The organism is Methylobacterium bullatum, assembly GCF_014845095.1.
GTDB lineage: Bacteria > Pseudomonadota > Alphaproteobacteria > Rhizobiales > Beijerinckiaceae > Methylobacterium > Methylobacterium bullatum.
On record NZ_NKUG01000059.1, the window covers coordinates 1 to 24730 of the forward strand.

The 24730-nt window shown below is 67.7% G+C and carries 20 protein-coding genes and 1 pseudogene; 9 read left to right on the forward strand and 12 right to left on the reverse strand.

All coding sequences use genetic code 11. The features are described 5' to 3' along the window. Positions 1–136, reverse strand: a pseudogene (locus MBTS_RS23750) (DUF1674 domain-containing protein); the annotation flags it as partial. A gap of 86 nt (positions 137–222) precedes the next feature. Between MBTS_RS23750 and MBTS_RS09020 the strand changes: the two are divergent. Further along, the gene (locus MBTS_RS09020; RefSeq protein ID WP_192215459.1) at positions 223–1620 is read left to right on the forward strand and encodes an RsmB/NOP family class I SAM-dependent RNA methyltransferase; all 1398 of its coding nucleotides are present in this window, start codon (positions 223–225) and stop codon (positions 1618–1620) included. Between the two features lie 8 nt (positions 1621–1628). Further along, a complete protein-coding gene (locus MBTS_RS09025) occupies positions 1629–2771 on the forward strand; it encodes a hypothetical protein (protein WP_192215460.1) in 1143 nt (380 codons plus the stop codon). Positions 2772–2780: 9 nt separating this feature from the next. Here MBTS_RS09025 and MBTS_RS09030 read toward each other — a convergent pair whose 3' ends face one another. Further along, the gene (locus tag MBTS_RS09030) at positions 2781–3335 is read right to left on the reverse strand and encodes a hypothetical protein (RefSeq protein ID WP_192215461.1); all 555 of its coding nucleotides are present in this window, start codon (positions 3333–3335) and stop codon (positions 2781–2783) included. 385 nt (positions 3336–3720) lie between these two features. On the opposite strand from MBTS_RS09030, the gene MBTS_RS09035 reads away from it, so the two are divergent. The 3 genes from MBTS_RS09035 to MBTS_RS09045 all read left to right on the forward strand — a co-directional run bounded on the left by MBTS_RS09035 (position 3721) and on the right by MBTS_RS09045 (position 8606). Further along, complete coding sequence (locus MBTS_RS09035; protein ID WP_056140317.1) at positions 3721–5505, forward strand: heparinase II/III family protein; 1785 nt, start codon at positions 3721–3723, stop codon at positions 5503–5505. Between the two features lie 74 nt (positions 5506–5579). Then, entirely contained in the window at positions 5580–7178 is a 1599-nt protein-coding gene (purH, locus tag MBTS_RS09040) for a bifunctional phosphoribosylaminoimidazolecarboxamide formyltransferase/IMP cyclohydrolase (protein WP_056140322.1), read from the forward strand. A gap of 57 nt (positions 7179–7235) precedes the next feature. Then, positions 7236–8606, forward strand: coding sequence for a DUF2252 domain-containing protein (locus tag MBTS_RS09045; protein ID WP_192215462.1), 1371 nt, complete (start codon positions 7236–7238; stop codon positions 8604–8606). Between the two features lie 143 nt (positions 8607–8749). Here MBTS_RS09045 and MBTS_RS09050 read toward each other — a convergent pair whose 3' ends face one another. The 7 genes from MBTS_RS09050 to MBTS_RS09080 form a co-directional block, all read right to left on the reverse strand. Beyond that, positions 8750–10489 carry an MFS transporter gene (locus MBTS_RS09050; RefSeq protein WP_147830394.1) on the reverse strand — a complete coding sequence of 580 codons (1740 nt, stop codon included), beginning with the start codon at positions 10487–10489 and terminating at the stop codon, positions 8750–8752. Between the two features lie 386 nt (positions 10490–10875). Continuing rightward, a complete protein-coding gene (locus MBTS_RS09055; protein WP_056140331.1) occupies positions 10876–12570 on the reverse strand; it encodes a cation acetate symporter in 1695 nt (564 codons plus the stop codon). Further along, positions 12567–12875 (reverse strand): DUF485 domain-containing protein, encoded by a 309-nt coding sequence (locus tag MBTS_RS09060; RefSeq protein WP_018045146.1) that lies wholly within the window; start codon positions 12873–12875, stop codon positions 12567–12569. Before MBTS_RS09060 ends, MBTS_RS09055 begins: the two co-directional genes overlap by 4 nt. A gap of 246 nt (positions 12876–13121) precedes the next feature. Continuing rightward, on the reverse strand, positions 13122–15071 hold the full coding sequence (acs, locus tag MBTS_RS09065) for an acetate--CoA ligase (RefSeq protein WP_147830396.1): 1950 nt from the start codon (positions 15069–15071) through the stop codon (positions 13122–13124). 169 nt (positions 15072–15240) lie between these two features. Next, a complete protein-coding gene (locus MBTS_RS09070) occupies positions 15241–15501 on the reverse strand; it encodes a hypothetical protein (protein ID WP_056140337.1) in 261 nt (86 codons plus the stop codon). Positions 15502–15614: 113 nt separating this feature from the next. Next, a complete protein-coding gene (locus MBTS_RS09075; protein ID WP_147830398.1) occupies positions 15615–16907 on the reverse strand; it encodes an ABC transporter substrate-binding protein in 1293 nt (430 codons plus the stop codon). A 141-nt stretch (positions 16908–17048) separates the two neighbouring features. Continuing rightward, positions 17049–19841 carry an ATP-binding protein gene (locus MBTS_RS09080; protein WP_192215463.1) on the reverse strand — a complete coding sequence of 931 codons (2793 nt, stop codon included), beginning with the start codon at positions 19839–19841 and terminating at the stop codon, positions 17049–17051. Between the two features lie 328 nt (positions 19842–20169). On the opposite strand from MBTS_RS09080, the gene MBTS_RS09085 reads away from it, so the two are divergent. The 4 genes from MBTS_RS09085 to MBTS_RS09100 all read left to right on the forward strand — a co-directional run bounded on the left by MBTS_RS09085 (position 20170) and on the right by MBTS_RS09100 (position 22045). Then, positions 20170–20658, forward strand: a complete 489-nt coding sequence (locus MBTS_RS09085) for a phasin (RefSeq protein WP_026176167.1) — start codon at positions 20170–20172, stop codon at positions 20656–20658. Positions 20659–20990: 332 nt separating this feature from the next. After that, positions 20991–21188, forward strand: a complete 198-nt coding sequence (locus MBTS_RS09090) for a DUF2798 domain-containing protein (RefSeq protein WP_373321320.1) — start codon at positions 20991–20993, stop codon at positions 21186–21188. Between the two features lie 215 nt (positions 21189–21403). Further along, positions 21404–21571 (forward strand): hypothetical protein, encoded by a 168-nt coding sequence (locus tag MBTS_RS09095; protein WP_187273350.1) that lies wholly within the window; start codon positions 21404–21406, stop codon positions 21569–21571. Between the two features lie 141 nt (positions 21572–21712). After that, entirely contained in the window at positions 21713–22045 is a 333-nt protein-coding gene (locus MBTS_RS09100; protein ID WP_018045139.1) for a hypothetical protein, read from the forward strand. Between the two features lie 75 nt (positions 22046–22120). Here the strand turns inward: MBTS_RS09100 and MBTS_RS09105 are convergent, their stop codons facing one another. The 3 genes from MBTS_RS09105 to MBTS_RS09115 form a co-directional block, all read right to left on the reverse strand. Next, complete coding sequence (locus tag MBTS_RS09105; RefSeq protein ID WP_026176166.1) at positions 22121–22774, reverse strand: L,D-transpeptidase; 654 nt, start codon at positions 22772–22774, stop codon at positions 22121–22123. 110 nt (positions 22775–22884) lie between these two features. Continuing rightward, positions 22885–23691 (reverse strand): transglutaminase-like domain-containing protein, encoded by an 807-nt coding sequence (locus MBTS_RS09110; RefSeq protein WP_018045137.1) that lies wholly within the window; start codon positions 23689–23691, stop codon positions 22885–22887. Between the two features lie 72 nt (positions 23692–23763). Continuing rightward, complete coding sequence (locus MBTS_RS09115; RefSeq protein ID WP_056140840.1) at positions 23764–24684, reverse strand: transglutaminase family protein; 921 nt, start codon at positions 24682–24684, stop codon at positions 23764–23766. Positions 24685–24730: the final 46 nt, after the last annotated feature.

A 24730-nucleotide genomic window follows, 5' to 3' on the forward strand; every position in this document is an offset into this window, starting at 1 on the left:
CGGCGGAGATCTCCGCCGCCTTCGCGTCGATGGCAGCGCGTCGGTCGGCGGCCTCGGCCAGAGCCCGCTCTGCGGCGGGCGTCAAGGCGGGGCGGGGCGGGATCTCGGCACTTTCCGCGTCGTCGGGCGTCGTCATGGCTTGCATCTCGGTGGGCCGGATGGGAGGGCATCCGTTGGGATTGGCTCCGGGTGACCGGGCCTCGGACACGGAAAGTGGCATTCATGGCGACACGCCGCAACGCGGATGGGCCGACGACGACGATCGACCGCACGGTTCCGGGCCTCGCCGCCCGGCAGGTGGCCCATGCCGCCGTGTCCGATCTCCTCGTGCAGGGCCGCGCCTTCGCCCTCGAGGATGCCCTGGCCAAGGCGGGCGTCGACGCCGGACTCGACGCTGCCGACGCATCGCTGGCGCGGGCCATCGCCACCGCCACCTTCCGCCGCCTCGGCTTCCTGCGGCGGATGCTGACCGCCCGCATGACTCAGGGCCTGCCGCCGGACCAGCCGAGGCTGGTGGCCCTCCTCGTCACCGGCGCCGTGCAGATCCTCGATCTCAACGTGCCGGACCATGCCGCCGTGGATCTCTCGGTCCGCCTCGCCAAGGGCGATCCCTACCTGCAGCACACGCCCGGCCTCGTGAACGCCATCCTGCGCCGGGTCATCCGTGAGCGGGACGCCATCGCGGCCGAGGCGTCCGATCCCCTGGCGCAGAACACCCCGGACTGGCTCGCCGCCCGCTGGAGCGCCGCTTATGGACCCGACACGGCCCGGGCCATCGCCGCGGCCCATCTCTCGGGCGCGGCCCTCGACATCACGCCGCGCGGCAGCGCGACGGAATGGGCCGAGCGCCTCGGCGGCGTCGCCCTGCCCACCGGCAGCATCCGCCTGCACGAGGTCCGCTCGGCGGTCTCGGACCTGCCCGGCTACGGCGAGGGCGCGTGGTGGGTGCAGGACGCCGCCGCCGCCATCCCCGCCCGCCTGCTCGCGGCCGGGCCGGGGCAGCGCGTGGCCGATCTCTGCGCCGCGCCCGGCGGCAAGACCGCCCAGCTCGCCGCCACGGGGGCGGAGGTGGTGGCCGTGGACCGTTCGGCCCCGCGCCTCGAACGTCTGTCCGAGAACCTCGCCCGCCTCGGGCTGAAGGCCGAGATCCGCGTCGGCGATGCCACCCAATTGCCCGAGACCGACGCCGGCACGTTCGACGCCGTGCTCCTCGACGCGCCCTGTTCGGCCACCGGCACCATCCGCCGCCATCCCGACGTCGCCTGGACCAAGGCCGGCGGGGATGTCGGGCGCCTCGGCGGGCTGCAGCGCCGCCTCCTCGACCGCGCCGCCACCCTGGTGAAGCCGGGAGGGCGTCTCGTCTACTGCACCTGCTCGCTGGAGCCCGAGGAAGGCGAGGGGCAGGTCGCCGCCTTCCTCGCCCGCAATCCGGCTTTCGAACGGCTCGCGATCCGCCCCGAAGAGGTCGGCGGCCTCGGCGAGCTCATCAACGGCGACGGTGACCTTCGAACGCTGCCCTCGCATCTGTCCGGCGATAGGGTCGATGGCGAAGGTGCCCCTGCGGTGGTCCGTGGCGGGATCGACGGGTTCTTCGCGAGCCGTCTGGTTCGGAAAGCCTAAGGCGCACGGTGCGGGGCTTCCGCCATGCCATTGCCGGACTGTTCGCGGTCTTGCCTCTCGTCGGACAGGCCGGGGCCGACGGGACCGACCGCCGCATCCTACCGGTGGCGCCGGCCTATGCCCGCAATCCCGCCTGCGCCCCTGTCTCGCTGACGATCCCGTTCGAGATCCATACCGGCACCCGCGACGTGGGGATTTCGCCCTCGCCGAAAGACCTGCCCCTGAACCAGGGCGAGAGCGCGATCTGCTTTGCCTACGCCACGGCGGACATGATCTCGCACCGAGTCGGCAAATCGGTCTCGCCCCTCGACGTGGCGACGAAATTCTACTTCGCCGACCCTGCGCGCCTGGAGGCGATCGCGGACCCGCATCTGAAACGCCATCTTCGCGCGCACACTGCCTACCGGGCCGACATCGCCTGGAGCCGCAACAATGCGGAGGTGACCAAGGACGGTAATCCGAGCCTGGAACCGTATTTCGACAAGATCGAGGGCGGCGAGGAGGATACGGCAGCGCTCCTCTACAATATCGGCGGGTATTGCGAGGACCGCGACCTGCCGTCCAACGACGGCTATCGCTACGTGATGCCGGCGTTACGCGCGCTGCGTTACCGGACGAAGCTTCGCCCGACGCGCCAGAGCTTTCGCGCTGTAGCCGCCACCGCGACCCATCTGCGCGGGCGATGGGCCGATCCGTTCAACGCGGCCTGGTTCGCCCATGTGGAGACGGCTTGCCGCCGGACGCCGCTGCCGGTGCCGCTCCTGCCGGTCTCCTACCGCGTGGCGGCGAGCCAGGCCGATTTCGCCGACATGATCGAATCCGGCCGCCATCCGAGCAGGCCGAAGCTCGACCGCATCCTGGCCATGGTGGATTACGCCCTCGACCATGGCCGCGTGCCGACCGTGGGCTACAGCTGGTATCTCCTGGAGGACCGCGACCCGAAGGATCCCGACCTGTTCGCCGACCATGCGAGCCCGGTCATCGGCCGCCGCAAGGCGGGCGATGTTTGCCAGTATCGAATCCAGGACAATACCGGTGAATATTGCGGCCGCATGCGCGACGGCATCCGCGAGCGCTGCGACAATGGTCGCATCTGGGTGACGGAGAGCGAGTTGCGACGGACTTTGTATAGCGTGACGTATCTTCGGTAGGCGCCCGCCCTACGGCGTGATCACCCGCATGGAGACCGTCTGAATCTGCGCCGCGCCGTTCACGTCGCTCGCGGGCGCCGCCTTTTTCAGCCGGGCCATGAACTTGCGCACCTCGTCGGGCGGCAATGCGCCCACCGGGGCGATCATCATGGACAGGAGCGCCTTGGTCTTGCGATCGACCGAAGCGGAGCGGCTCACCGGCTCGAAATCCCGCGCGGTATGGGTCTTGTCCTCGTTGCCGGTGAAGACGCGGGCGCCGTCCTTCAGCACGACGATGTCGCCGGGGCGCAGGGTCGGATCCTTGAGGAGGGCGGCCATCGGCCCGGAGGAGAGCGGGATCGGCGTCTGGCGGTCGCCGATCTGCAGCTGCAGCGGCTCGCTCTTCGGCAGGGCGGCGTAACGGATCTTCGGGCGCGGGCGGTTCGCCTCGCGCCGGATCGTCAGGGACCTTTGCGGCGACTCGATCGCGGGAGCGGGCTGCTGCGCTTCCACCGCTGGGCGGGACGGAGAGAACAACGCGTCGAACAGGCCGCCGAGGCCACGGTCTTGAGCGTTCTGGGCCATCGCAGCGCCAGACGTGCACAATAACGCCGCGGCGGACATCAAGAGACCGGCGCGCTTGAAGACGGGGATGACAGTCACAGGCACACTGCCATTGCTGGAGGCTGCAGGAACGAAACTCGCTGGCGCTGTGTATAACCTGTGCAGCATTCAACCGTTCCGGCCGAGTTCGCCAAAAAATACAGTTTGCCGGGCCGTGGCGGTGCCCAACCTTTCCCCTGGGCGCGGCGCCACTCCGGAGGGGGAAATCCGGAGCGGAGAGGCCACGAGGCGGCGCGATGAGTATCGGCATCCTTAATTGTTGGTTAATAGGCACGGCTTAGCTTCCAGATGGGACGACATCCGGCACGATGGCCATCCGGGTCGCGGTGCTGGAGGAAAGGCGTGCGTGGGTTGGGGGGCTGATCGTTGGCGTTTCTATCGGCTCGTCGGGCGTGAGATCGCGCGCTCGGCGCGGGGCGTCTCCGCACGCCTCACCGCGAGCCCGGACCTGCTCGCGCGCGCCCGTGTCAGCGCTCTGGTGATCGCCCCGCACGATCTGCGCACCAGCGACGCCACCTTCGCCGACGACATCTATGCCGGCCTGTTCGTCTTTGCGGGACGCTCGCTCTCGGTGAGCGGCCGCTCGCCCTTCGATTACGCGCCGCCCTCGCCGGAATGGGCGGATGCGTTCTACGGCTTCGGCTGGCTGCGCCACCTGCGCGCCGCCGACACGGCGCTGGCGCGCGCCAATGCCCGCGCCTTCGTGGCGGATTTCATCGCCGGCCGTGGCGACGAGGCCCTGGCTGCGCCCGTGCCCGTGGCGGCACGGCGGCTGATCTCCTTCCTGTGCCAGTCGCCCCTCGTGCTGGAAGGGGCGGACCACGCCTTCTACCAGGCCTTCCTCAAGGCGGTGGGGCGCGGCGCTAGAGACCTCGAACGCTCCCTGCGCCGGGGCCTGCCACCGCAATCGCGGCTCCTGGCGGTGGTGGCCCTGTGCTATGCCGGATTGTGCTGCGAGGGCATTCAACCGATCCTGCGCCGGGCCACGCGCATCCTGTCGCGCGAGCTCGACCGGCAGATCATGGCGGACGGCGGCCCTCGTAGCCGCGACCCGCGCTTCGCCATGGAGCTCCTCCTCGACCTTCTGCCCCTGCGCCAGAGCTTCCTCAGCCGCAGCCTCGATCCGCCGGTGGCCTTGCTCCATGCCATCGACCGCATGCTGCCCCTGCTGCGCCTCCTGCGCCACGGCGATGCGTCCCTGAGCCATTTCAACGGCATGGGCGCCACGGCGGCGGACCATCTCGCCACCTTGCTGGTCTATGACGGCGCCCTGGCGCAGCCGATGATGCACGCGCCGAATTCCGGCTATGAGCGGCTGGAGAGCGGCCGGGTCGTCGTGGTCGCCGATGTGGGTGCGCCGCCGCCGCTGCCCTTCTCGATGAATGCCGGGGCCGGCTGCCTTTCCTTCGAGATGTCGAGCGGCCCCCAGCGGGTGGTGATCAATTGCGGCCTGCCGGCGAGCGGCCCGGAGCTGCGGCGCCTTGCCCGCAGCACCGCCGCCCATTCCACCGCGACGGTGGGAGATTCCTCGTCCTGCCGCTTCCTCGGCGCCAGCGAGGGGGTGGGAAGTCGCTGGGCGTCGGACTGGCTCATCGGGCGGATCGGACCCGTGCTGGTGCGCGGCCCGCGCGCGGTCAAATCCGAGCGGACGACCGATGGCGGCTCGCTGATCCTCGCCGGCCGCCATGACGGCTATGCCGCGGAATTCGGGATCGTCCACGAGCGGCGCTGGTGCCTCCTCCCGGACGGCGCCGGGCTCGAAGGCGAGGATGCCTTCGTGTCGGTGGCCCACAAGGGAAATCGCATCCGGCTGCGCCCGCCGGAGGCGGCGATCCGCTTCCACCTCCATCCCGCCATCGCGGCCAATGCGGCCGAGGGCGGAGGGGTCGACCTGGCCTCGCCCCTGGGAGAGGTCTGGCGGTTCGAGGCCGACGGCGCGGCCCTGGCCCTGGAGGAGAGCGTGTATTTCGCGGGGCTGACGGGTGCGCGGCGGACCGACCAGATCGTCCTCTACGTGACAGCGGGGGAGGGCACGCGGGTGCGATGGCGCTTCCTGCACCTCGCGCAGGCGCCGGGGCGGAACGATCCCGCCCGGAGCGAGGCGCCGGTGGCCGATGAGGCGGCGCGGTAGCCGATAGGGCGGCATCTGTGGTACCCGCCGCGTTTCAGGGGCAGATTCTGCCCTGTGCCGGACGGTTCTCGACGATGTCGCATGATCAGGCGCGGGTTGCCCGCGCACTCCTTTCCGTCTCCGACAAGACGGGCCTCGTGGATTTCGCCCGCGCGCTGTCCGAGCGCGGCGTCGCCCTGGTCTCCACCGGCGGCACGCACCGGGCCTTGAGCGAGGCGGGACTGCCGGTCACGGAAGTCGCCGAGATCACCGGCTTTCCCGAGATGATGGACGGGCGGGTGAAGACCCTGCACCCGGCGGTGCATGGCGGCCTCCTCGCCGTGCGCGACGATCCCGAGCATCAGGCGGCGCTGGCCGCCCACGGCATCGGCGCCATCGACCTGCTCGTGGTCAATCTCTATCCGTTCGAGGCGACGATCGCGAAACCCTGCGCTTATGACGACGCGGTCGAGAACATCGATGTGGGCGGCCCGGCGATGATCCGCGCGGCGGCCAAGAACCATGCCGACGTGGCGGTGGTGGTGGATGTGGCCGATTACGGCGCGATCCTCTCGGAGCTCGAAGCCGGCAACGGCACGCTGGGGGCCGCGACCCGCAGGCGGCTGGCGCAGAAGGCCTTCGCCCGCACCGCTTCCTACGATTCCGCCATCGCCTCCTGGCTCGCCGACCATGTGGAGATGGAGGCGGCTCCCGCCTTCCGCGCCTTCGGCGGCACCCTCGCCCAATCACTGCGCTACGGCGAGAACCCGCACCAATCGGCGGCCTTCTACCGGACGCCCGGCCTCGTTCGGCCCGGTGTGGCCAGCGCCCGCCAGCTCCAGGGCAAGGAACTGTCCTTCAACAACCTCAACGATACCGACGCGGCCTATGAATGCGTCGCCGAGTTCGACCCGGCCCGCGCCGCCGCGGTGGCGATCATCAAGCACGCCAACCCGTGCGGCGTCGCCGAAGGCGACACCCTGGCGGAGGCCTACGAGCGGGCGCTGGCTTGCGACCCCACTTCGGCCTTCGGCGGCATCGTCGCCCTCAACCGCACGCTGGATGCCGAATCGGCCGCGCGGATCGTCGAGATCTTCACGGAGGTGATCATCGCGCCGGACGCCACCGAGGAGGCGATCGCCCTCGTCGCCACCAAGAAGAACCTGCGCCTTCTCCTCACAGGCGGCCTGCCCGACCCGCGCGCCAAGGGCTTTTCCATGCGCAACCTCGCCGGCGGCATCCTGGTCCAGGGCCGCGACGCGGCCGTGGTCGACGACATGACGCTGAAGGTGGTGACGAAGCGCGAGCCCACGGCGCAGGAATATGCCGACCTGCGCTTCGCCTACCGCGTCGCCAAGCACGTCAAGTCGAATGCCATCGTCTACGCCCGGAACGGCGCCACGGTTGGGATCGGCGCCGGGCAGATGTCGCGGGTGGATTCCTCGCGCATCGCCGCCTGGAAGGCGGCGGAGGGCGCCAAGCGCATCGGCGCGGCGGAGAGCCTCGCCAAGGGCTCGGTGGTGGCCTCGGACGCTTTCTTCCCCTTCGCCGACGGCCTGATCGCGGCGGCGGAAGCCGGCGCCACGGCGGTGATTCAGCCCGGCGGATCGATGCGGGACGCCGACGTGATCAAGGCCGCCGACGAGGCCGGGCTCGCCATGGTGTTTACAGGACATCGCCACTTCCGGCACTGATGCCGCGCGGTGTGCGGCGAACGGCCTGCGCGCATCGCCCTGTCGAGGCTATCTTCCATGACCAACACGTATCTTTCCTCCAATCGCGCGGAGCGCCGGGCGGCCGGCAAGCGCCTGCGCGATTCGGTCCCCCGGGAGTCGCATGCCGATTGGTACCCGGCCGAAAACCGCGATCCGCTGGCTGTCTTGCGGGCGAACGATGCGGGCCGGCTGCTCGAGCTGATCCCCCTGCGCCACGAGCGGATGCGGGCCAGTCCGTTCGCCTTCCTGCGCGGGGCCGCCGCCGTGATGGCCTCCGATCTCGCCGGCGTTCCGGTTCCGGGCATCCCGGTCCAGGCCTGCGGCGATTGCCACATCGGCAATTTCGGCGTGTATCGCAGCGCCGAAGGCCAGACCCTGTTCGACATCAACGACTTCGACGAGACGCTCTGGAACGTCGATTTCACCATCGACGTGAAGCGCCTCGCCGCCAGCGTCGCCGTCGCCGCCTTCGCCCAGGGTGAGGACAAGGCGTATCGCGCGGCTCGCGCCAGCGTCTGCGCCTATCGCGAGCACATTCGCGAGTTGTCCTATCTCTCGCCCCTGGCGATCTGGCACAGCCGCATCGACCTCGATGAAGAGATCGGCCGCCTCGGCGATGGGGACCTGTGCCGGCGCCTCCTGGCCGATGCGGCCTCCGAGACCGCCGACGGTCTGAGCCATGGCGACGCCCCGGACCTCGACCCGGCGACCTTCCATTCAGACCCGGCCCAGTGGCGCATCGCCGACAAGGACCCGACGATCTTCCACGAAGGGCCGAACGGCCTGACCGAGGCGGTGCAGGAAGCGGCCGCCGCGTTGCTCGCCTATCCGCAGAGCCTGCAGGCCGACCGCAACCTGTTGACCCTGCGCTACATGCAGCGCGACGTCGCCTTCAAGGTGGTGGGCATCGGCTCGGTGGGCACGGTCTGCGCCGTGGGGCTCTACTCCGACTCGGATGGCGCGCCGCTCTTCCTGCAGATCAAGGAAGCCCGGCCTTCTGTCCTGGGTCAGCTCGCCCTGAGCCCGTTCTTCCTCGCATCCGAGGGTCAGCGGGTGATCGACGGCCAGCGCATCATGCAGGCGGCCAGCGACATGTTCCTCGGCACCGCTCATTCCGAGGTGAGCGGGCGCTCCTATTACGTGCGCCAGCTCAAGAACAAGAAGCTCTCGGCCGTCGCCGAGATCCTCGCCGAGAGCGGCCCCAAAGCCTATGCGCGGCTCTGCGGCACCACGCTCGCCCGTGCCCATGCCCGCTCCGGGGACGCGGCGATGATCGCCGGCTATCTCGGCAAGGGCGACGCCTTCGACGAGGCGGTGGCCGAGTTCGCCATGCGCTATGCCTGGCAGACGATAGCCGATCATCACGCCCTGCAGGCGGCCCATGCGGAGACCGTCGAGGCTGCTTGACGGCACACGGGCTCCGCGCGCGGACGACACGAGAAAGGGCCCCGGAGCGATCCGGGGCCCTTATTTCATGGCGGAACATCGGGCGCTTCACGTCCGGCGTCGGACCGTGGCGGAGAGCCCGGTCCGACGCCCCCGTTCGAGGACTACCGCGCCGGGCGGTCGTCCCAGGTGAAGATGTCCCTGTCCTTGGTCTCGGGGATGAACAGGGCACCGATGACGGCCGTCGCGAGGGCGATGACGATCGGGTACCAGAGGCCGAAATAGATGTCGCCGGTCTGGGCCACCATGGCGAAGGCGGTGGCCGGCAGAAGGCCGCCGAACCAGCCGTTGCCGATATGGTAGGGCAGCGACATCGAGGTGTAGCGGATACGCGTCGGGAACAGTTCGACGAGGGCCGCCGCGATCGGGCCGTAGACCATCGTCACGTAGAGGACGAGGATCGTCAGGATACCGATGATCGTCAGCTTCTGGACCGAGAAGATATCGATCATCTTGGCGAAGTTCGACAGGCCGTCCTTCGGTTCGATGGCGATCTTCACGATGCTCGGGTTGGTGGCGGTGGGGTAGCCGGAGGCGGTGAGGGCCGCGCCGATATCCTTGGCGAAGGTCGGATCGGCGGCGGCGAACTCCTTGCCGGCGACGGTGACGGTGGCCTTGGTGCCGGGAGCGGCGGGCTCGGTGGTGTAGTTCACGGCCGAGCGCGCGAGCAGCGCCTTGGCGATGTCGCAGGAATTCGTGAACTTGGCCGTTCCCACCGGATTGAACTGGAACGAGCAATCCGCCGGATCGGCCTTGACCACCACCTGCGTGCTCTGCTGGGCCGCGTGCAGGGCCGGGTTGGCGGCCGCGGTCAGCGCCTTGAACAGCGGGAAGAAGGTCAGTGCCGCGATCACGCAACCGCCGAGGATGATCGGCTTGCGGCCGATCTTGTCGGAGAGTGCGCCGAAGAACAGGAACCCGCCGGTGCCGAGGATGAGCGACCAGGCGATGAGCACGTTGGCCGTGAACTGATCGACCTTCAGGATCGTCTGGAGGAAGAACAGCGCGTAGAACTGGCCGGTGTACCAGACCACGGCCTGGCCGGCGGTGAGGCCGAGGAGCGCGAGGAGCGCCCATTTGGCGTTGCGCCACTGGCCGAACGCCTCGGACAACGGTGCCTTCGAGCCGGTGCCCTCGTCCTTCATCTTCTTGAAGGCCGGGCTCTCCTGCATCTGCAGACGGATCCAGACCGAGACACCGAGCAGCACGATCGAGACCAGGAACGGAATGCGCCAGCCCCAGGCGGCGAAGGGCGTGATCGTCCCGGCCGAACCATCGGCGAGGGTGGTGGCGACGGGCGCGTAGTTCGCGTTGACGTAGATCTGGGTGAACAGGATCACCATCAGCGACAACAGCAGCCCGAGGGTCGCCGTGGTCTGGATGAAGGCGGTGTAGAAGCCGCGACGCCCGGGGGGAGCGTGCTCGGCCACGTAGACCGCCGCGCCGCCGTACTCACCGCCGAGGGCGAGGCCCTGGAGCATGCGCAACGCCAGCAGCGCCACGGGTGCGACCCAGCCGACGCCGTACTCGTTCATCGTGGCGTAGGACGGCAGCAGGCCGACCACGAAGGTCGAGATGCCCATGATCAGGATAGTGACGAGGAAGGTATACTTGCGGCCCACCAGGTCGCCGAGACGACCGAACACCAGCGCACCGAAGGGGCGGACCAGGAAGCCGGCGGCAAAGGCCATCAGGGCGAAGATGTTGCGCGTGGCTTCCGGGTAGGCCGAAAAGAACTGTGCGCCGATGATCGCGGCGAGCGATCCGTAGAGATAGAAATCATACCACTCGAACACGGTGCCGAGCGAGGAGGCCAGGATGACCTTCTTCTCGCCGGCACTCATGGGCCGTGCGGCATCCTTTGGTAATGAGACCGCTGACGTTGCAGACATGGGGGGAACCTCCAAAATTTTTTATACTTCCAGGCTTTTGCAGGCCTGGCTTTCAACACTTCAGAGACTTGGGCACTGCGTCGGCGTTCGCAGTCGCCCTAGTCCTGGCGCGCGCTGGTCTGACCGCTCACGGAAAAGAGAGCGATCGACGCTACCTCACGCCATGATTTCGCCCAAGAGTGAAAAAGCTGTACGGCACAAGGATACTCACGTTTTTATGCAAACGTGTCACTTTGGTGCCGATTGATCGGGCCGCCGCCCGGCGGGATGCCATGAATGAGAAAGGGCGCGGCTTCCGCCGCGCCCTTTCAAGCATTTGTCGAATGATCTTGAAACCGTCAGTGAGCGTGAGCGCCGTCGGCTCCGATCCCGGTCTCCGAGCGCACGAACTGCTGTTCGAACAATGCGCGCTCGCGCTTGGCCCTTGCAGTATTGTCGAGCTTCGACACCACATAGATCGTGAGGAAAGCGAGCGGCATCGAGAACAGGGCCGGGTTGTCGTAGGGGAAGATCGCCACCGGATTGCCGAAGGTCGTCACCCACACCGCCTTCGACAGGATCACCATGCCGACCGCCGCGAAAAGGCCGACGAAGCCGCCGATGAGGGCACCCCAGGTGGTCGTGCCCCGCCACAGGATCGACATGGTGAGGATCGGGAAGTTGCAGCTCGCCGCCACCGAGAAGGCGAGGCCCACCATGAAGGCGACGTTCTGGTTCTCGAAGACGTAGCCGAGATAGATCGCCACGATGCCGATGACGACCGCCGAGATCTTCGAGAGCCGGACCTCGGAGGTCTCGTTGCTGCGCCCGCGGGCGATGACGCTGGCGTAAAGGTCGTGGCTCACCGCCGATGCGCCGGCGAGGGTCAGGCCGGCCACCACCGCGAGGATCGTGGCGAAGGCCACCGCCGAGATGAAGCCGAGGAAGTACGGTCCGCCCACGGCATTGGCGAGGTTCACGGCGACCATGTTGGTGCCGCCGACCATGCCCTTGAGCTTGTCGAAGGCGCCGGCCGGATCGAGTTTGAAATAGGCCGGGTCGGACATCAGCAGGGCGATGCCGCCGAAGCCGATGATGAAGGTGAGAATGTAGAAGTAGCCGATCAGGCCGGTGGCATAGAACACCGACTTGCGGGCGGCCTGGGCGTCGGAGACCGTGAAGAACCGCATCAGGATATGCGGCAGGCCGGCGGTGCCGAACATCAGGCCGACGCCGAGGGAAATCGCCTCGATCGGGTTCGAGACGAGGCCGCCGGGCGCCATGATGGCGTCGCCCTTCGGGTGCGTGGCGACGGCCGCCGAGAACAGGGCCTCCGGGTTGAAGCCGTATTTGTAGAGGACCGCGCCGGCCATGAAGGTGGCGCCGCCCAGCAGCAGGCAGGCCTTGATCACCTGGACCCAGGTCGTCGCCTTCATGCCGCCGAAGGCCACGTAGACGATCATCAGCACGCCGACGATGACCACGGCGTAGAGGTATTCGAGCCCGAACAGGAGTTGGATCAGCTTTCCCGCACCGACCATCTGGGCGATCAGGTAGAAGGCCACGACGACGAGGGTGCCCACCGCCGAGATGATGCGGATCGAGGTCTGGTCGAGGCGGAAGCTCGCCACGTCGGCGAAGGTGAACTTGCCGAGGTTGCGCAGGCGCTCGGCGATGAGGAACAGCACGATCGGCCAGCCCACGAGGAAGCCGGTGGAGTAGATCAGCCCGTCGAAGCCGGAGGTGTAGACGAGGCCGGAGATACCGAGGAACGAGGCGGCCGACATGTAGTCGCCGGCGATGGCCAGCGAGTTGGTGCCGGCCGAGATGCCGCCGCCTGCGGCGTAGAAGTCGGAAGCCGACTTGGTGCCCTTGGCCGCCTTGTAGGTGATGCCGAGGGTGAAGAGCACGAAGAACGCGAACATGCCGATGGCCGGCCAGTTCGTCTGGGCCTTCGTGACGGCGCCGATATCCGGGCCGGCCGCATAGGCGGCACCCGCGAGAATGACCGCGAGGGTGGTGCCGAGGGCGATGGGGTGGGCGGAGCGGATCATCGGCCGAGGTCCCGCTTGAGCGCGGCGGTCAGTTCGTCGAAGCGGCCATTGGCGCGCTGGACGTAGATGCCGGTGAGGATGAAGGCGAAGACGATCACGGCGACACCGAGGATCAGGCCCAGGGACGTCGTGGCGCTCCCGATCTTCAGGGCGAGCAAAGACTTGTCGAAGGCGATGAGGCCGATGAAGCCGAAATAGACCAGCAGCATCAGGATGGTCAGCGTCCAGCCGAAGCGGGTGCGTTCGTGCACGAGCTCCTTGAACCGCGGGTTCTGCGCAATCCGCGCAGTCTCGATATCGGACATGGCGTACCTTTCCCTGGAGCGTCGACCCTTCTGAACGGGGTCTCGGTCTCGACGAATACTGTAGCGATGAAGGAGCGGGCGCGCTTAAGTCTGCCGATCTTGTCTCATGTCCCGAGGCGCGTCAGCGCAAGCGTCGCAGGGTCACGATATCGTCAGGTCGAACGGAAGCGACGGCTCGGGATCCGGCCAGGACGCGATCGGCGCATCTCCTTCGAGATGCGCCGCTTCGTTGCGGGAGTTTGACGATCAGTCCGCGCGGTTCTGCCGGTTCTCGATCAGGTCGTTGACCACGGCCGGCTCGGCGAGGGTCGAGGTGTCGCCCAGCGACGAGAACTCGTCCTCGGCGATCTTGCGCAGGATGCGGCGCATGATCTTGCCGGAGCGGGTCTTGGGCAGGCCGGGGGCGAACTGGATCAGGTCCGGCGAGGCGATGGGGCCGATATCCTTGCGGACCCAGGCCACCAGCTCCTTGCGCAACTCGTCCGAACCGTCCTCGCCCTCCATCAGGGTGACGTAGGCGTAGATGCCCTGTCCCTTCATGGAATGCGGGTAGCCGACGACGGCCGCTTCCGACACCTTCGGATGGGCGACGAGGGAGGATTCGACCTCTGCCGTGCCCATGCGGTGGCCCGAGACGTTGATGACGTCGTCGACGCGACCGGTGATCCAGTAATAGCCGTCCGCGTCCCGGCGGCAGCCGTCGCCGGTGAAGTAGAGGTTCGGATAAGTGGAGAAGTAGGTCTGCTCGAACCGCTCGTGGTCGCCATAGACCGTGCGCATCTGGCCCGGCCAGGAATCCTTGATGCAGAGGTTGCCCTCGCAGGGGCCGTCGAGTTCCTTGCCCTCGGCGTCGACGATCAGCGGTTGCACGCCGAAGAACGGGCGGGTGGCCGAGCCGGGCTTCAGCTTGGTGGCGCCGGGAAGCGGGGTGATGAGGATGCCGCCGGTCTCGGTCTGCCACCAGGTGTCGACGATGGGGCAACGGCTGTCGCCGACCACGCGGTAGTACCAGTCCCAGGCTTCCGGGTTGATCGGCTCGCCCACCGAGCCGAGGACGCGCAAGCTGGCCCGCGAGGTCTTCTTAACCGGGCCCTCGCCGCCGCCCATGAGCGAGCGGATCGCCGTGGGAGCGGTGTAGAAGATGTTGACCTTGTGCTTGTCCACCACGTCCCAGAACCGCGACGTCGACGGATAAGTCGGGATACCCTCGAACATCAGGGTCGTGGCGCCATTGGCCAGCGGCCCGTAGACGATATAGCTGTGGCCCGTGACCCAGCCCACATCGGCCGTGCACCAATAGACTTCGCCCTCGCGGTAATCGAAGACGTATTGATGCGTCATGGCGGCGTAGACGAGATAGCCGCCGGTGGTGTGGACCACGCCCTTGGGCTGGCCCGTCGAGCCTGATGTGTAGAGGATGAAGAGTGGGTGCTCCGCCTCTACGGCCACGGCCGGGCAATCATCGGTGACCTGGGCGGCGGCCTCGTCGTAATAGACGTCGCGGCCGGGCTCCATCGGCACGGCAGTGCCGGTGCGGCGCACGACGATCACATGGTCCACCGCATCCTTGCCGAGCCGCGCGATGGCGGCGTCGACATTGGCCTTCAACGCGACCTTGCGCCCGCCGCGCAGACCCTCGTCGGCGGTGATGACGAGCTTCGAGGCGCAGCCTTCGATGCGGCCTGCCAGGGAATCCGGCGAGAAGCCGCCGAAGACGATGGAGTGGATCGCGCCGAGCCGGGCGCAGGCCAGCATGGCATAGGCCGCTTCCGGGATCATCGGCAGGTAGAGGGTGACGCGGTCACCCTTGCCGACGCCGCGGTTGCGCAGCACGTTCGCCATCCGGCAGACTTCCGCGTGAAGCTGGCGGTAGGTGATGTGCTTGGATTCGTTGGGGTCGTCACCTTCCCAGATGATCGCGACCTGATCGCCACGGGTGGCGAGGTGGCGGTCGATGCAATTGTAAGCGACGTTGGTCTTGCCGTCCTCGAACCATTTGATCGAGACGTTGCCCGGAGCAAAGCTCGTGTTCTTCACGGTGGAGTACGGCGTCGACCAGTCGATCCGCTTGCCGTGCTCGCCCCAGAACGCGGCCGGATCGTCGACCGAGGCCTTGTACATCGCCTGATACCCGGCATCGTCCACATGCGCGCCGTCGATCCAGGCCGCGCGGACGTCGACCACCTTCTCGTCCATGACGTTTTCCCTGCTGGTGCCCGATCGTATCGCGAAAACCGCGCAGCCGGGACTTCCACCTTGTTCTTATGCGCAGGAGCAGATTTACCGCAAGCGCGAAGGGGCATGATCCAACAGCGCCGGCACCCCCCAATTGGGGGAATACTCCTCGCCAGCGGTGGCCTGCAGGTCAGTTGCAGCCGATACAGATCCCCTTGATGCCCGAACCTTCCGGTTTGGGCCGCTTGCCGCCGTCGTCACGCTTCACCGGCGTGTCGGGCGCGGCCGCGGCGCCGGGGGGCTTGGTGACGCCGGTGGGGGTGATGTTGCGGAAGGCGCCGGCCGAGTCGAGGTTCTGCCCGGTCGTCGAGGTGCCGGCCGTCTGGGCCAGGACGCCGGTCGCTCCGGCCATGAAAAGTCCGGCGGCCAGAAGTCTCAGGGTTGTACGCATCGCGCTTCTCCATCTGTCGCGGAAGAACGGATGGGGTGCGCCGGGGTTGCTTACGGCCGAAGAGCGGCGTCGTCGAACACTGTGTCGGCACGGGTAGGCCACGCCAGGGCGGGTCAGGGAAGCGACCCGCAGGGCTCGGCGCGGGCCGGCAGCGACGGGTTGGCCGTCCGGAACTCGGCGACGACCGCATCGAGGCGCGCATCCACGATGTCGCTCATCTGCGGAACCCCCTCGGCCACCCGGAGCCATTTGGCGCCATCCCAGACCTGCACGAAGCCGGAAGGCCGTCCGCCGTGATCGCGGCAGGTGAAGGTGAGGGAATGGGCAAAGCCCGCCAGCCCGAGTCCTTTCCAGCGGCTGTCGTCGATCGAGAGGCCCTCGAAGGCGAGGCGCACGTCCGCGCCGCGCAACGGTGCGCCGCGCCGCGCTCTCTGGGCCTCCGCGATGGCTTCGGCGGCGAGCACCGCGTTGTAGACGCCCCGGTTGTAATGGGTCTCCCCCGAACCGTCCTTCGGCGTCGAGGACAATCCGCGATCGGCGACGAAGGTGTCGATGGCATCGAAGGCGGGGAAAGCATCGCCGAAAGCGTGGCGGCTCACCTCCTTGAAGCCGCGGCTCGCCGAGCCGGTGCGGCGGATGCCGTCCTGATCGGGCCAGCGCAGGGCGATCATTCGGTCGGGCGGGAAGCCGACCTTCAGGGCCTCCTCGATGGAAGCTCCACTCCGCGTGCCCTGGCCGAGAAGGATGACATGGTCCGGGCGCGCGGCGGCGATGCGTGTCCACAGGGCGGCCTTGCTGGCCTCAGTCTCGTCGTCGGCGAAGAGCGGTGTCGAGAATCCGTAGCGGGCGCCGAGTTCTTGCAGGATGAGGAGGGCGGACGGGTCGGCGCCCGCATGGCTGTAGACGAGGCCGATGGAGAGGCCCTGCAGTTCGGACAGGCCGCCGAGCCTATTGGCGAGATACCGGATCGCGATGGTGATGCCGCCGAGCACGGTGGAGGAGGGGTTGAACACCCATGGAAGCAGGTCGCCGCGCGTTCCGGCCGGGAAGCCGTCGGCGAGGGACAGGATCGGGATCCGGTCGCGCGCGGCCGGTTCCAGCAGGTCCTGGGTGATGCCCCGGTCCGGCGTCGTGATCAGGACCGTTCCGGACGCCTGCGCGGCGGCGTAGCAGGCCCGGGCGCGCTCGACCTCCGAGGCGACCTCGCATTCCTCCACCTGCAAGGGCACGCCGCCAATCCCGCCATCGCGCTGGTTCAGCATCTCCAGGTAATCGTGAACGCCGTTGGCCACCCGCGCGCCGATGGCGGCGCCGGGACCCGTGCGGTTGGTGAGGAGGGTCATGCGGACGGGCTCGGCGGCTTCGGCCGACAGGCAGAGCGCCAGGATCAGGGCCGTCACGGCCATCGGAGGCAGGCGTCTCGTCATGGAGAGTGCATGGGGCCCGGTCCTCCGCAGGCCGCGCGTCGCAGGCGCGAGGCACGCCGCATGGCCCGCCGATGATGGCAGATGCCCGGCCGTGAGACGAGTCCGCGCCCGCCTCGACGGTCAGGCGGTCCTGACCGCCGCCTGGGGCGGGAACAGCATTTCCACCAATGTGCCCTCGTCCTTCCGGCTCTCGATGCGGAAGCTTCCGTGATTGGCCTCCACCAGGGCCTTCGTGAGCGGCAGGCCGAGGCCGGTGCCGGTGCTTCGCCCATCCGCCCGCCCCTTGGGCGAGGCCGCCACGGCGATCTGCCGGAACGGTTCGAGGGCGGTCTCCACCTCGTCCGGGCTCATCCCGATCCCGGTGTCGCGCACGCGGAGGGCGATCTCGCCCCGGTCCGCCAGGGTGGTGGAGACGATGACCTGCCCGCCGGCCTCGGTGAAGGCGATGGCGTTGGCGATGATGTTGAGGGCGGCCTGCCGCAACGAGCGCTCGTCGGCGACCAGGGGCGGCAGGTCGTGGGAGAAGCTCGTGCGCAGGACGATCCGGTCGCGCATCGCCTGCGGCTGCAGCATCGCCACGCAATGGGTGACGACGTCGTTGAGGGGCACCTCCTCGAAGGTCAGGTCGAGGCGCCCGGCCTCGATCTTTGCGAGGTCGAGCAGGTCGTTGACGAGGCTGAGGACGTGGGTGCCCGAGGCGTGGATATCGCCGAGATAGTCGCGGTAGCGCTCATGGCCGATGGGGCCGAACGGCTCGGCCAGCATCATGTCGGCAAAGCCGAGGATGCCGTTCATTGGCGTCCGGATCTCATGACTGATCCGGGCGAGGAAATCCGACTTGCGCGCGCTTGCATATTCTGCCGCGCGCCGCGCGTTCGAGGACTCGGCTTCGACGCTTCTGGTGGCGCGCACGTCCCGGACGGTCATCACCATGCGGCCGTCGTCCCGCCCGGCGAGAGGCGCCACATGGATCAGCATCGGCAGCATGCCGGCGGCCGCCCGGGCGATGACATCGGGCACCGGTTGCGACTGAGCCGCCTGTGCCGGGCCGGCGATGCCATGGACGCTGGCGAGCACGGCCACGGCGCTTTCCGGCGCGAACAGGCTGAGAATACCGGCACCGACGACCTCGCGCGGGTCGAGACCGAACGTTGCCGCCGCGCTGCGGTTGAGCCCGATGATCCGGGCATTCCGGTCGAGGGTGACGACGCCGTCTTCCAGGCTGTCGAGCACGGCCTGCGCGTCGGCGGCGCGGGCACCGGCGAAGGCGTCGGCGATCTGCATCGCCGCGCGCTCGCGGGCCGGCTCCCCCGCGACCGCATCGCGGACGAGGAGCAGCTGGGCCGGCGCGCCGGTCCAGTCGACTTCGGACGCCTGGATATCGACGCTCAGGCGGTCGCCGGTCCTGGTGGTGAGCAGAGCGGGCGCGCCGTCCGCCGACCGCTCGTGTGGGATGAGCCCTCCGAACAGCCTGTCGAGGCCACCCGACGCGGTGAGCTCGGCGAGATCGGCGAACCCGGCCATTGTCAGCAGGCGACCATTGGCGAACAGGACGCTGTCGTCGCGATAGATCATCACGCCGCCGGGCAACCGTTCGAGCGTCGCCGCCACGGCGGCGTTCGGGCCTTCCGGAGCCGGTTCTACATTGCGCGCCATCGCGGAGGGGAACGGGGTCACCGATCCGCTGGCCGGGCGTTCGTCGTCCGTCGTGACCTCATCATCGGATTCGGAATCGCCGGCAAAGCGCGCGCCCAGGGCGCGGGCGATCTCGCGGAACGCCGCATGCTCGTGGCTGGACAGATGAGAGTCCTGGAGCGTCGACCAACCGCTCTGGGCGTCGGACGAAGGCTCGGTGGCGAACTCGACCTGTTCGGGCGGCGCGTCGGACTCCGAAACGAGCGGCGGCGGGGCAGGGGGAGCATCCGCCTCCACCACCGGGCTCGCCGCGTCTGCGATGAGAAAGGGGGAGGGTTCGGCGACGGGCGGGAGCGCCGCCGCATCGATTGCCGGAACCCCGGAGGAAACGGGCGATCCGGTACTCTTGGACAGAGAGGTGACGGGGGCCGTCACCTCGGCCGGATCGGAAACGGTGCCGATGCCGCCTGCCGCCTCCGGGACGGGTCGCTCGCTCGGAGACTGATCGGGGGACGCTTCCGCATCGTCCGTGCTCGCCACGACATCCTGTGCCGAGGGGGACACGGAGGGGCGGACCATGGCGAAGCCGTTGAATCCGGAGAACTCGTCTCCGGCGCGCCGGGTCGGCGTACCGGAGATGTCGAGATCCATCGCATCCGGCGCCCCGTCCGGCTGCAGGGTGACGGAGATCGCCCGGAAGGTGCGGCGCTGGGCGAGGGCGAGCAGGAGCCCCTCCGCATCGAGGAGCGTACGGGTCTGTGACAGGGCGGACCATGTCCGGCCGAGCATCGCCGGTTTGACCGACGCGGCGGCAGCGCCGGAAATGTCGGTGAGCCTGTCGTCGGCATCGCTGCGCCATACCAGGCGGCCGGTCTGCATCGAAGGAGTGTCCTGCGGCGAAGGCACGCCTTCCGCGACCGGGGACAGGCCCGCGGGCTCTGGCGCCTCCTCGGCCTGCGGGAGGGCGGGCTCCACGATGGCTTTCTGTGGCGATGCGCGGTGGTTCGGCAAGCGGTCGAGAAGCGCCACGATCAGCAGGTTGCGCCCCGACTTGTCCTTCGTCCGCAATACGAGGCACGTTGTGGCCGCTCCGAGACGGCGCGTTTCGAACCGAAGCTTCATCAGCGTCGGCCGATCCAACGGGAGACGGCGCGGGCGAACCTGGTCGCACAGGCGAATTGCATCGACCCGGCCCGATTCGTCGGTGCCGATCGCGCGGCCGAGGCCGTCCGCCGCCGTCGAAGCCAGCAGGACTCGCTCCGCTGTCCCGTCCAGCACGAGCCAAACGGCATCCGGGGCGCTCAGGCGAAGCCCGAACCGCGAATCACCACTCCAGTGTCTGACGAGGTCGCCGAGGTCCGGTTCGGGGCCGGACGTCGGTTCTTCAGCCCCTTTTTCGAACATCCGTACCCGTTTCGCCTGGCATGTAAGTGATTCGCGCCCTTTTTTACCCGCAACGCGCCGCCGATATAGACACCAAGCGCTGCCGGTGCGCGTTTACCTTTTGTCATCCTTAATGCCACGCACGAGGGTGGCATAGGGCAGGCGATGTGTTATTGTGCAGCGCACAACAAACGATCAACAAGCAAGTTCAGAGGAGACGGACATGAGCAACACCCCGAACTATGAAGTGCCTGCTGAAATGCGCGATTTTGCCGAAAAGAGCGTCGATCAGGCCCGCAAGGCTTTCGATTCGTTCATCGGTGCGGCCCGCCGCACCGCCGACACGGTTCATGGCTCGGCCGATACGGCCCGCACGAGCGCGCATGACGTCTCCGCTCGCGGCTTCGAGTTCGCCGAGCAGAACGTGAATGCCGCCTTCGACCTCGCCCAGAAGCTGGTTCGCTCGCGCGACCTGCAGGAGGCCATGCAGCATCAGGCCGAGTTCGTCCGCAGCCAGTTCGCTGCGATCCAGGCGCAGGCCAAGGAGTTCGGTGGCTTGGCGCAGAGCGCCATGCAGCAGGGTGCTGAGAAGGCCAAGGCCGCTATGCAGGAGACTGCCGAGAACACCCGCAAGGCGATGGAACAGGGTACGGAAGCCGCTCGCAAGGCCGGCGCCGATGCCGAGCAGGCCATTCGCAACGCCAATTCCTGATAGTTTCGAAATGCGACGGATCTGATCCGTCCGACGATAGAGGCCCGCCCCGCCCGCACGGTGAGGCGGGCCTCGCTGTTTTTCGGAAGACGGGCTCGATGATCCGGCTCGATATTCGGTTGTTGACGGTCCCGGCCAAGCTGTCCTAGTCAAGTTTCGCCGCGCCGAGCGCGTGCCGTAAGCGTCTGACGTCAAGCAACGCATTTTCCGATCCGTCATCCGGTCGGTGTCAGTGCTGCCCCGGATTACGGTCCAGACGTCGGGTTATCATGAACCGCCTGCAATCGTTCCGTCTCCGCGGATGCCTGCCACAGAGCAGTCAGTGGCTCATCATGCCGCTGGTACTTTCGCTGCTGATGACGCTCGTCGTCTCGGCGATCTCCACCTACAAGACCTTGGGGGCCGACGCGGCTTTCCTCGACCATTGGCCGCCGGCCTGGGCTTTGTCCTGGGTGGTGGCGTTCCCGACGCTTCTCCTGGTTCTGCCCCTGGTCCGCCGGATCGTCGGGTTCCTGGTTAGATCAGCCTGACGCCCGCCCCGGCCTACAAACATCAGATGTCCGGAAGGACGATCTGGACCAAGCCAGAGAGGGCTGAGGCAGGTTCTCAGACAAGCCGGCACGGCATAAGAAACTCCCGCATCGCTCCCGAGGCCATGCCCGGTGCGGTGCGGGAGCCTTGCTCGAGAGCCTCGAGACTAAAGCTCAGGATCGACAGGCGGCGCAGATCGGGGGAATGGGGATCGATGACCATCAAGCCGGGTGATTACGTAGGGTCGGACGACAACGAGGCGACCATGACCGTCGTCGAGATCGTGGACGACAAGGCCCTGTGCCGCTGGTTCGTGGATGGCGACGTCGACGGCGACGAACTGGAAGCGTGGCTGCCGATCGCCTCCCTCACGGTTCTTTGAAAGGCGCGCGATCGCCGGTGCCGTAGTCCCGTCGGCGACGGCAGCGAACGACGTGCGACACGGCGCTTGCACGGCGGCGAGCGGTCTCCTAACCCTGGCGCCCCGCCCGGATTTCGGGCTCGTCGAAGAGGGCGATCCTCCATGCGACCTGGTTTTTCGCGCTCCGCCCAGCGTTTCGGCCTGTTGGCCCTCACTCTGGCTGGTGTGCTCTCCGCTGGCGCCGCCAGCGCGCAATACGATGACGAGGGCTATTACCGTCCGCCGCCGCGCCGTGATTACTACGACGATCGCGGCCCCCCGCCCCGCCGGGCCGTGGGCCTGAACTGCGATGCGGTTCAATCGGGCATCACCGGGCCGCAGCCTTATTCCTGTCCCCTGCCGGGGCCGCGTCCGCTCGGCGCCCGCTGCTTCTGCGACATGCCAATCGCGTCCTTCAGCGCACCTCAGACGGCAGTGGGGCGCGTCGTCCCGTAAGGGTCTCGAGCCAACGACGAAGAACGCCGCGCCATCCAGCGATGACGCGGCGTTGTATCTTGTGCCGGATGTCGTTCAGTTGAGGACGACGACCTTGGCGCCGACCTTCACACGCTCGTAGAGATCGGTGACGTCGTCGTTGGTCATGCGGATGCAGCCGGAGGAAACGGCCTGACCGATCGTGTCGGGCTCGTTCGAGCCGTGGATCCGGTACTCGGTGTTGCCGATATACATGGCACGGGCGCCGAGCGGGTTCTCTACACCACCGGCCATGTAGCGCGGCAGGTCGGGGCGACGAGCGATCATCGCGGCCGGGGGAGTCCATGACGGCCACTCGCGCTTGGCGGTGACGGTCTTGGTGCCCGACCAGGTGAAGCCTGGGCGGCCGACACCGACGCCGTAGCGGATGGCTTCGCCGTTCGGCAGGACGAAGTAGAGACGCCGCTCGGCGGTCGAGACGACGATCGTTCCCGGCTTGTATGCGCCGTTGAAGCCGACGATCTCGCGCGGGATCGGCGCGACCTGGGCCTGGGGAGCGGCCTGAGCGCCCTGACCGACGGTGCCCTGATAGCCATAGGGATCGTAGGAGGGCTGAGCGTACTCGGTCTCGGGGTAGTAATCGTCGCCACCCGTTCCGAACGGATCGTAGGAGGAGGCGGCGAGGACGGGGGTGGAAGCGAGGATGCAAGCACCCATGATGCCTGCAAGAGCGGTCGCCAACGTCTTCATGGTCAGATGCCTTGGCTGTACGGTAACCTTTGCTATACAAGCGTAAGCGTAGGCCGGTGGTTCCACCCCCCGATGCAGATTTCACATCTCGTTAACGTGAGCTTCCAAAATCAGTACACCTCGTCGGTATGCACGTCGAAGCGGGCGAGGTGCGAGTATCCGAAGTTGGTAGTGATCGCGACGTCGGTGGCGTCGCGACCCCGCGCCATGACGATGCGGCCGATGCGCGGCGTGTTGTGGCGGGCGTCGAACGTGTACCAGCGCCCGTCGAGATAGACTTCGAACCAGGCCGAGAAATCCATCGGGTCGGGGACGGGCGGGATGCCGATATCGCCGAGATAGCCGGTGCAGTAACGCGCGGGAATGTTCATGCAGCGGCAAAAGGCGACGGCGAGATGCGCGAAATCGCGGCACACGCCCTGCCGCTGCATGAAGCCGTCCCATGCGGTGCGCGTGGCGTCGGCGAGCATGTAGTCGAAGCGGATGCGGTCATGGACGTAGTCGCAGATCGCCTGGACCCGTGACCAGCCCGGCATCGTCCCGCCGAACAGCGACCAGGCGGTCTCCGACAGCTTGTCGGTGTCGCAGTAGCGGCTGCCGAGAAGGTAGACCAGCACGTCGCTCGGCAGGTTCTGGACATCGATCTGCTGTGCGTAGGGAGCGTATTCGTCCGGCATTCCCGTGTCATAGACAGTGAAGTCGGCCGAGATGTCGAGACGCCCCACCGGCGTGACGATGCGGGTGCAGATGTTGTCGTAGACGTCCCGGTATTCCTGGAAGGGGATGGGCGGATTGAAGCTGATGACGTGCGGGGTCATCACATCCGGCATGCGTGACGGGTGCACGCTCAGTTCGAGGATCATGGGCGTCGGCTGAACCGATTCGAAGGCGATGTCGAACCCAGTCCTGATCTTCATCGTAATGGCCCCATGTCTGTAAAAATCTGGTCTGAACCCGGTCGTCGTCCGACGACAGGGGCGTGATCGTCGTCAACGCACGAGGATCGGATCCGGTGTGCGCTGCTCGATGGAACCCGGTTCGACTTCGTCGACCTCGACACTCACCGACATGCCGAGATCGTCCGCGGGAAACCCGAAGAAGGAGCCGTGCAACGGCACCGCCTGGCGCGGGTCGCGCGCGACGGCGACGCGGATGAGGTCGCGGTTGCCGACGATGCCGTTGGTGGGGTCGAACTCGATCCAGCCCGCGCCCGGCAGGTAGACCTGGACCCAGGCATGGGTCGAGCCGCCGCCCACATGGCGGTTGCGGTCCCCGCGCGGGTTGTAGAGGTAGCCGGAGACGAAGCGGGCGGCCATTCCGAGAGCGCGCACGGCCTCGATCATCAGCACCGCGAAATCGCGGCAGCTTCCGCGCTTGAGGCGCAGGGTGGTGACGGGATCCTGAACGCCTTTTTCCGAGCGGGCGAGATAAGCGAAATTGCGTCGGACATGGCGCGTCATGTCGGCCAGCAATTCCTGCGTGCCGACGCGGCCGGCGGGCGGGACGAAGCTGCGCGCCCAGGCATCGACCTCGTTCTTCGGGTCGCGATGCTCGCGCTCGATGGAACGGCTGAGATCGGGCATGTCGTCGGCGCCGTAGCCGAAGGGGTAGAAGGCCGCATGCGGCGCGATGGGGAATTCCGGCGCCAGTTCAGGCGTGTGGTCGAGGGTGATCGAGCAATCGAAGATGAGGGACGAGGCCCGCCCCTGAAAGGTGGCCACCGCGACGCAATTGCCGAACACGTCGTGAAGCCAGCGCAGGGACGAGGGCTCCGGCGTGATCTTCAACGTCGCGGCGAGCAAGCGCTGGTCGTAGCTGTCGCGAGGCCGGAACATGATTCGATGCTCGCCCAACCCGACGGGCTGGCGGTAGCGGTACGTGGTGATGTGTCGGACGGACAGTATCGGCACGTTGACGGGCTCCGCGGCACCGGTCGGTACCACTCTCTTGGATCGA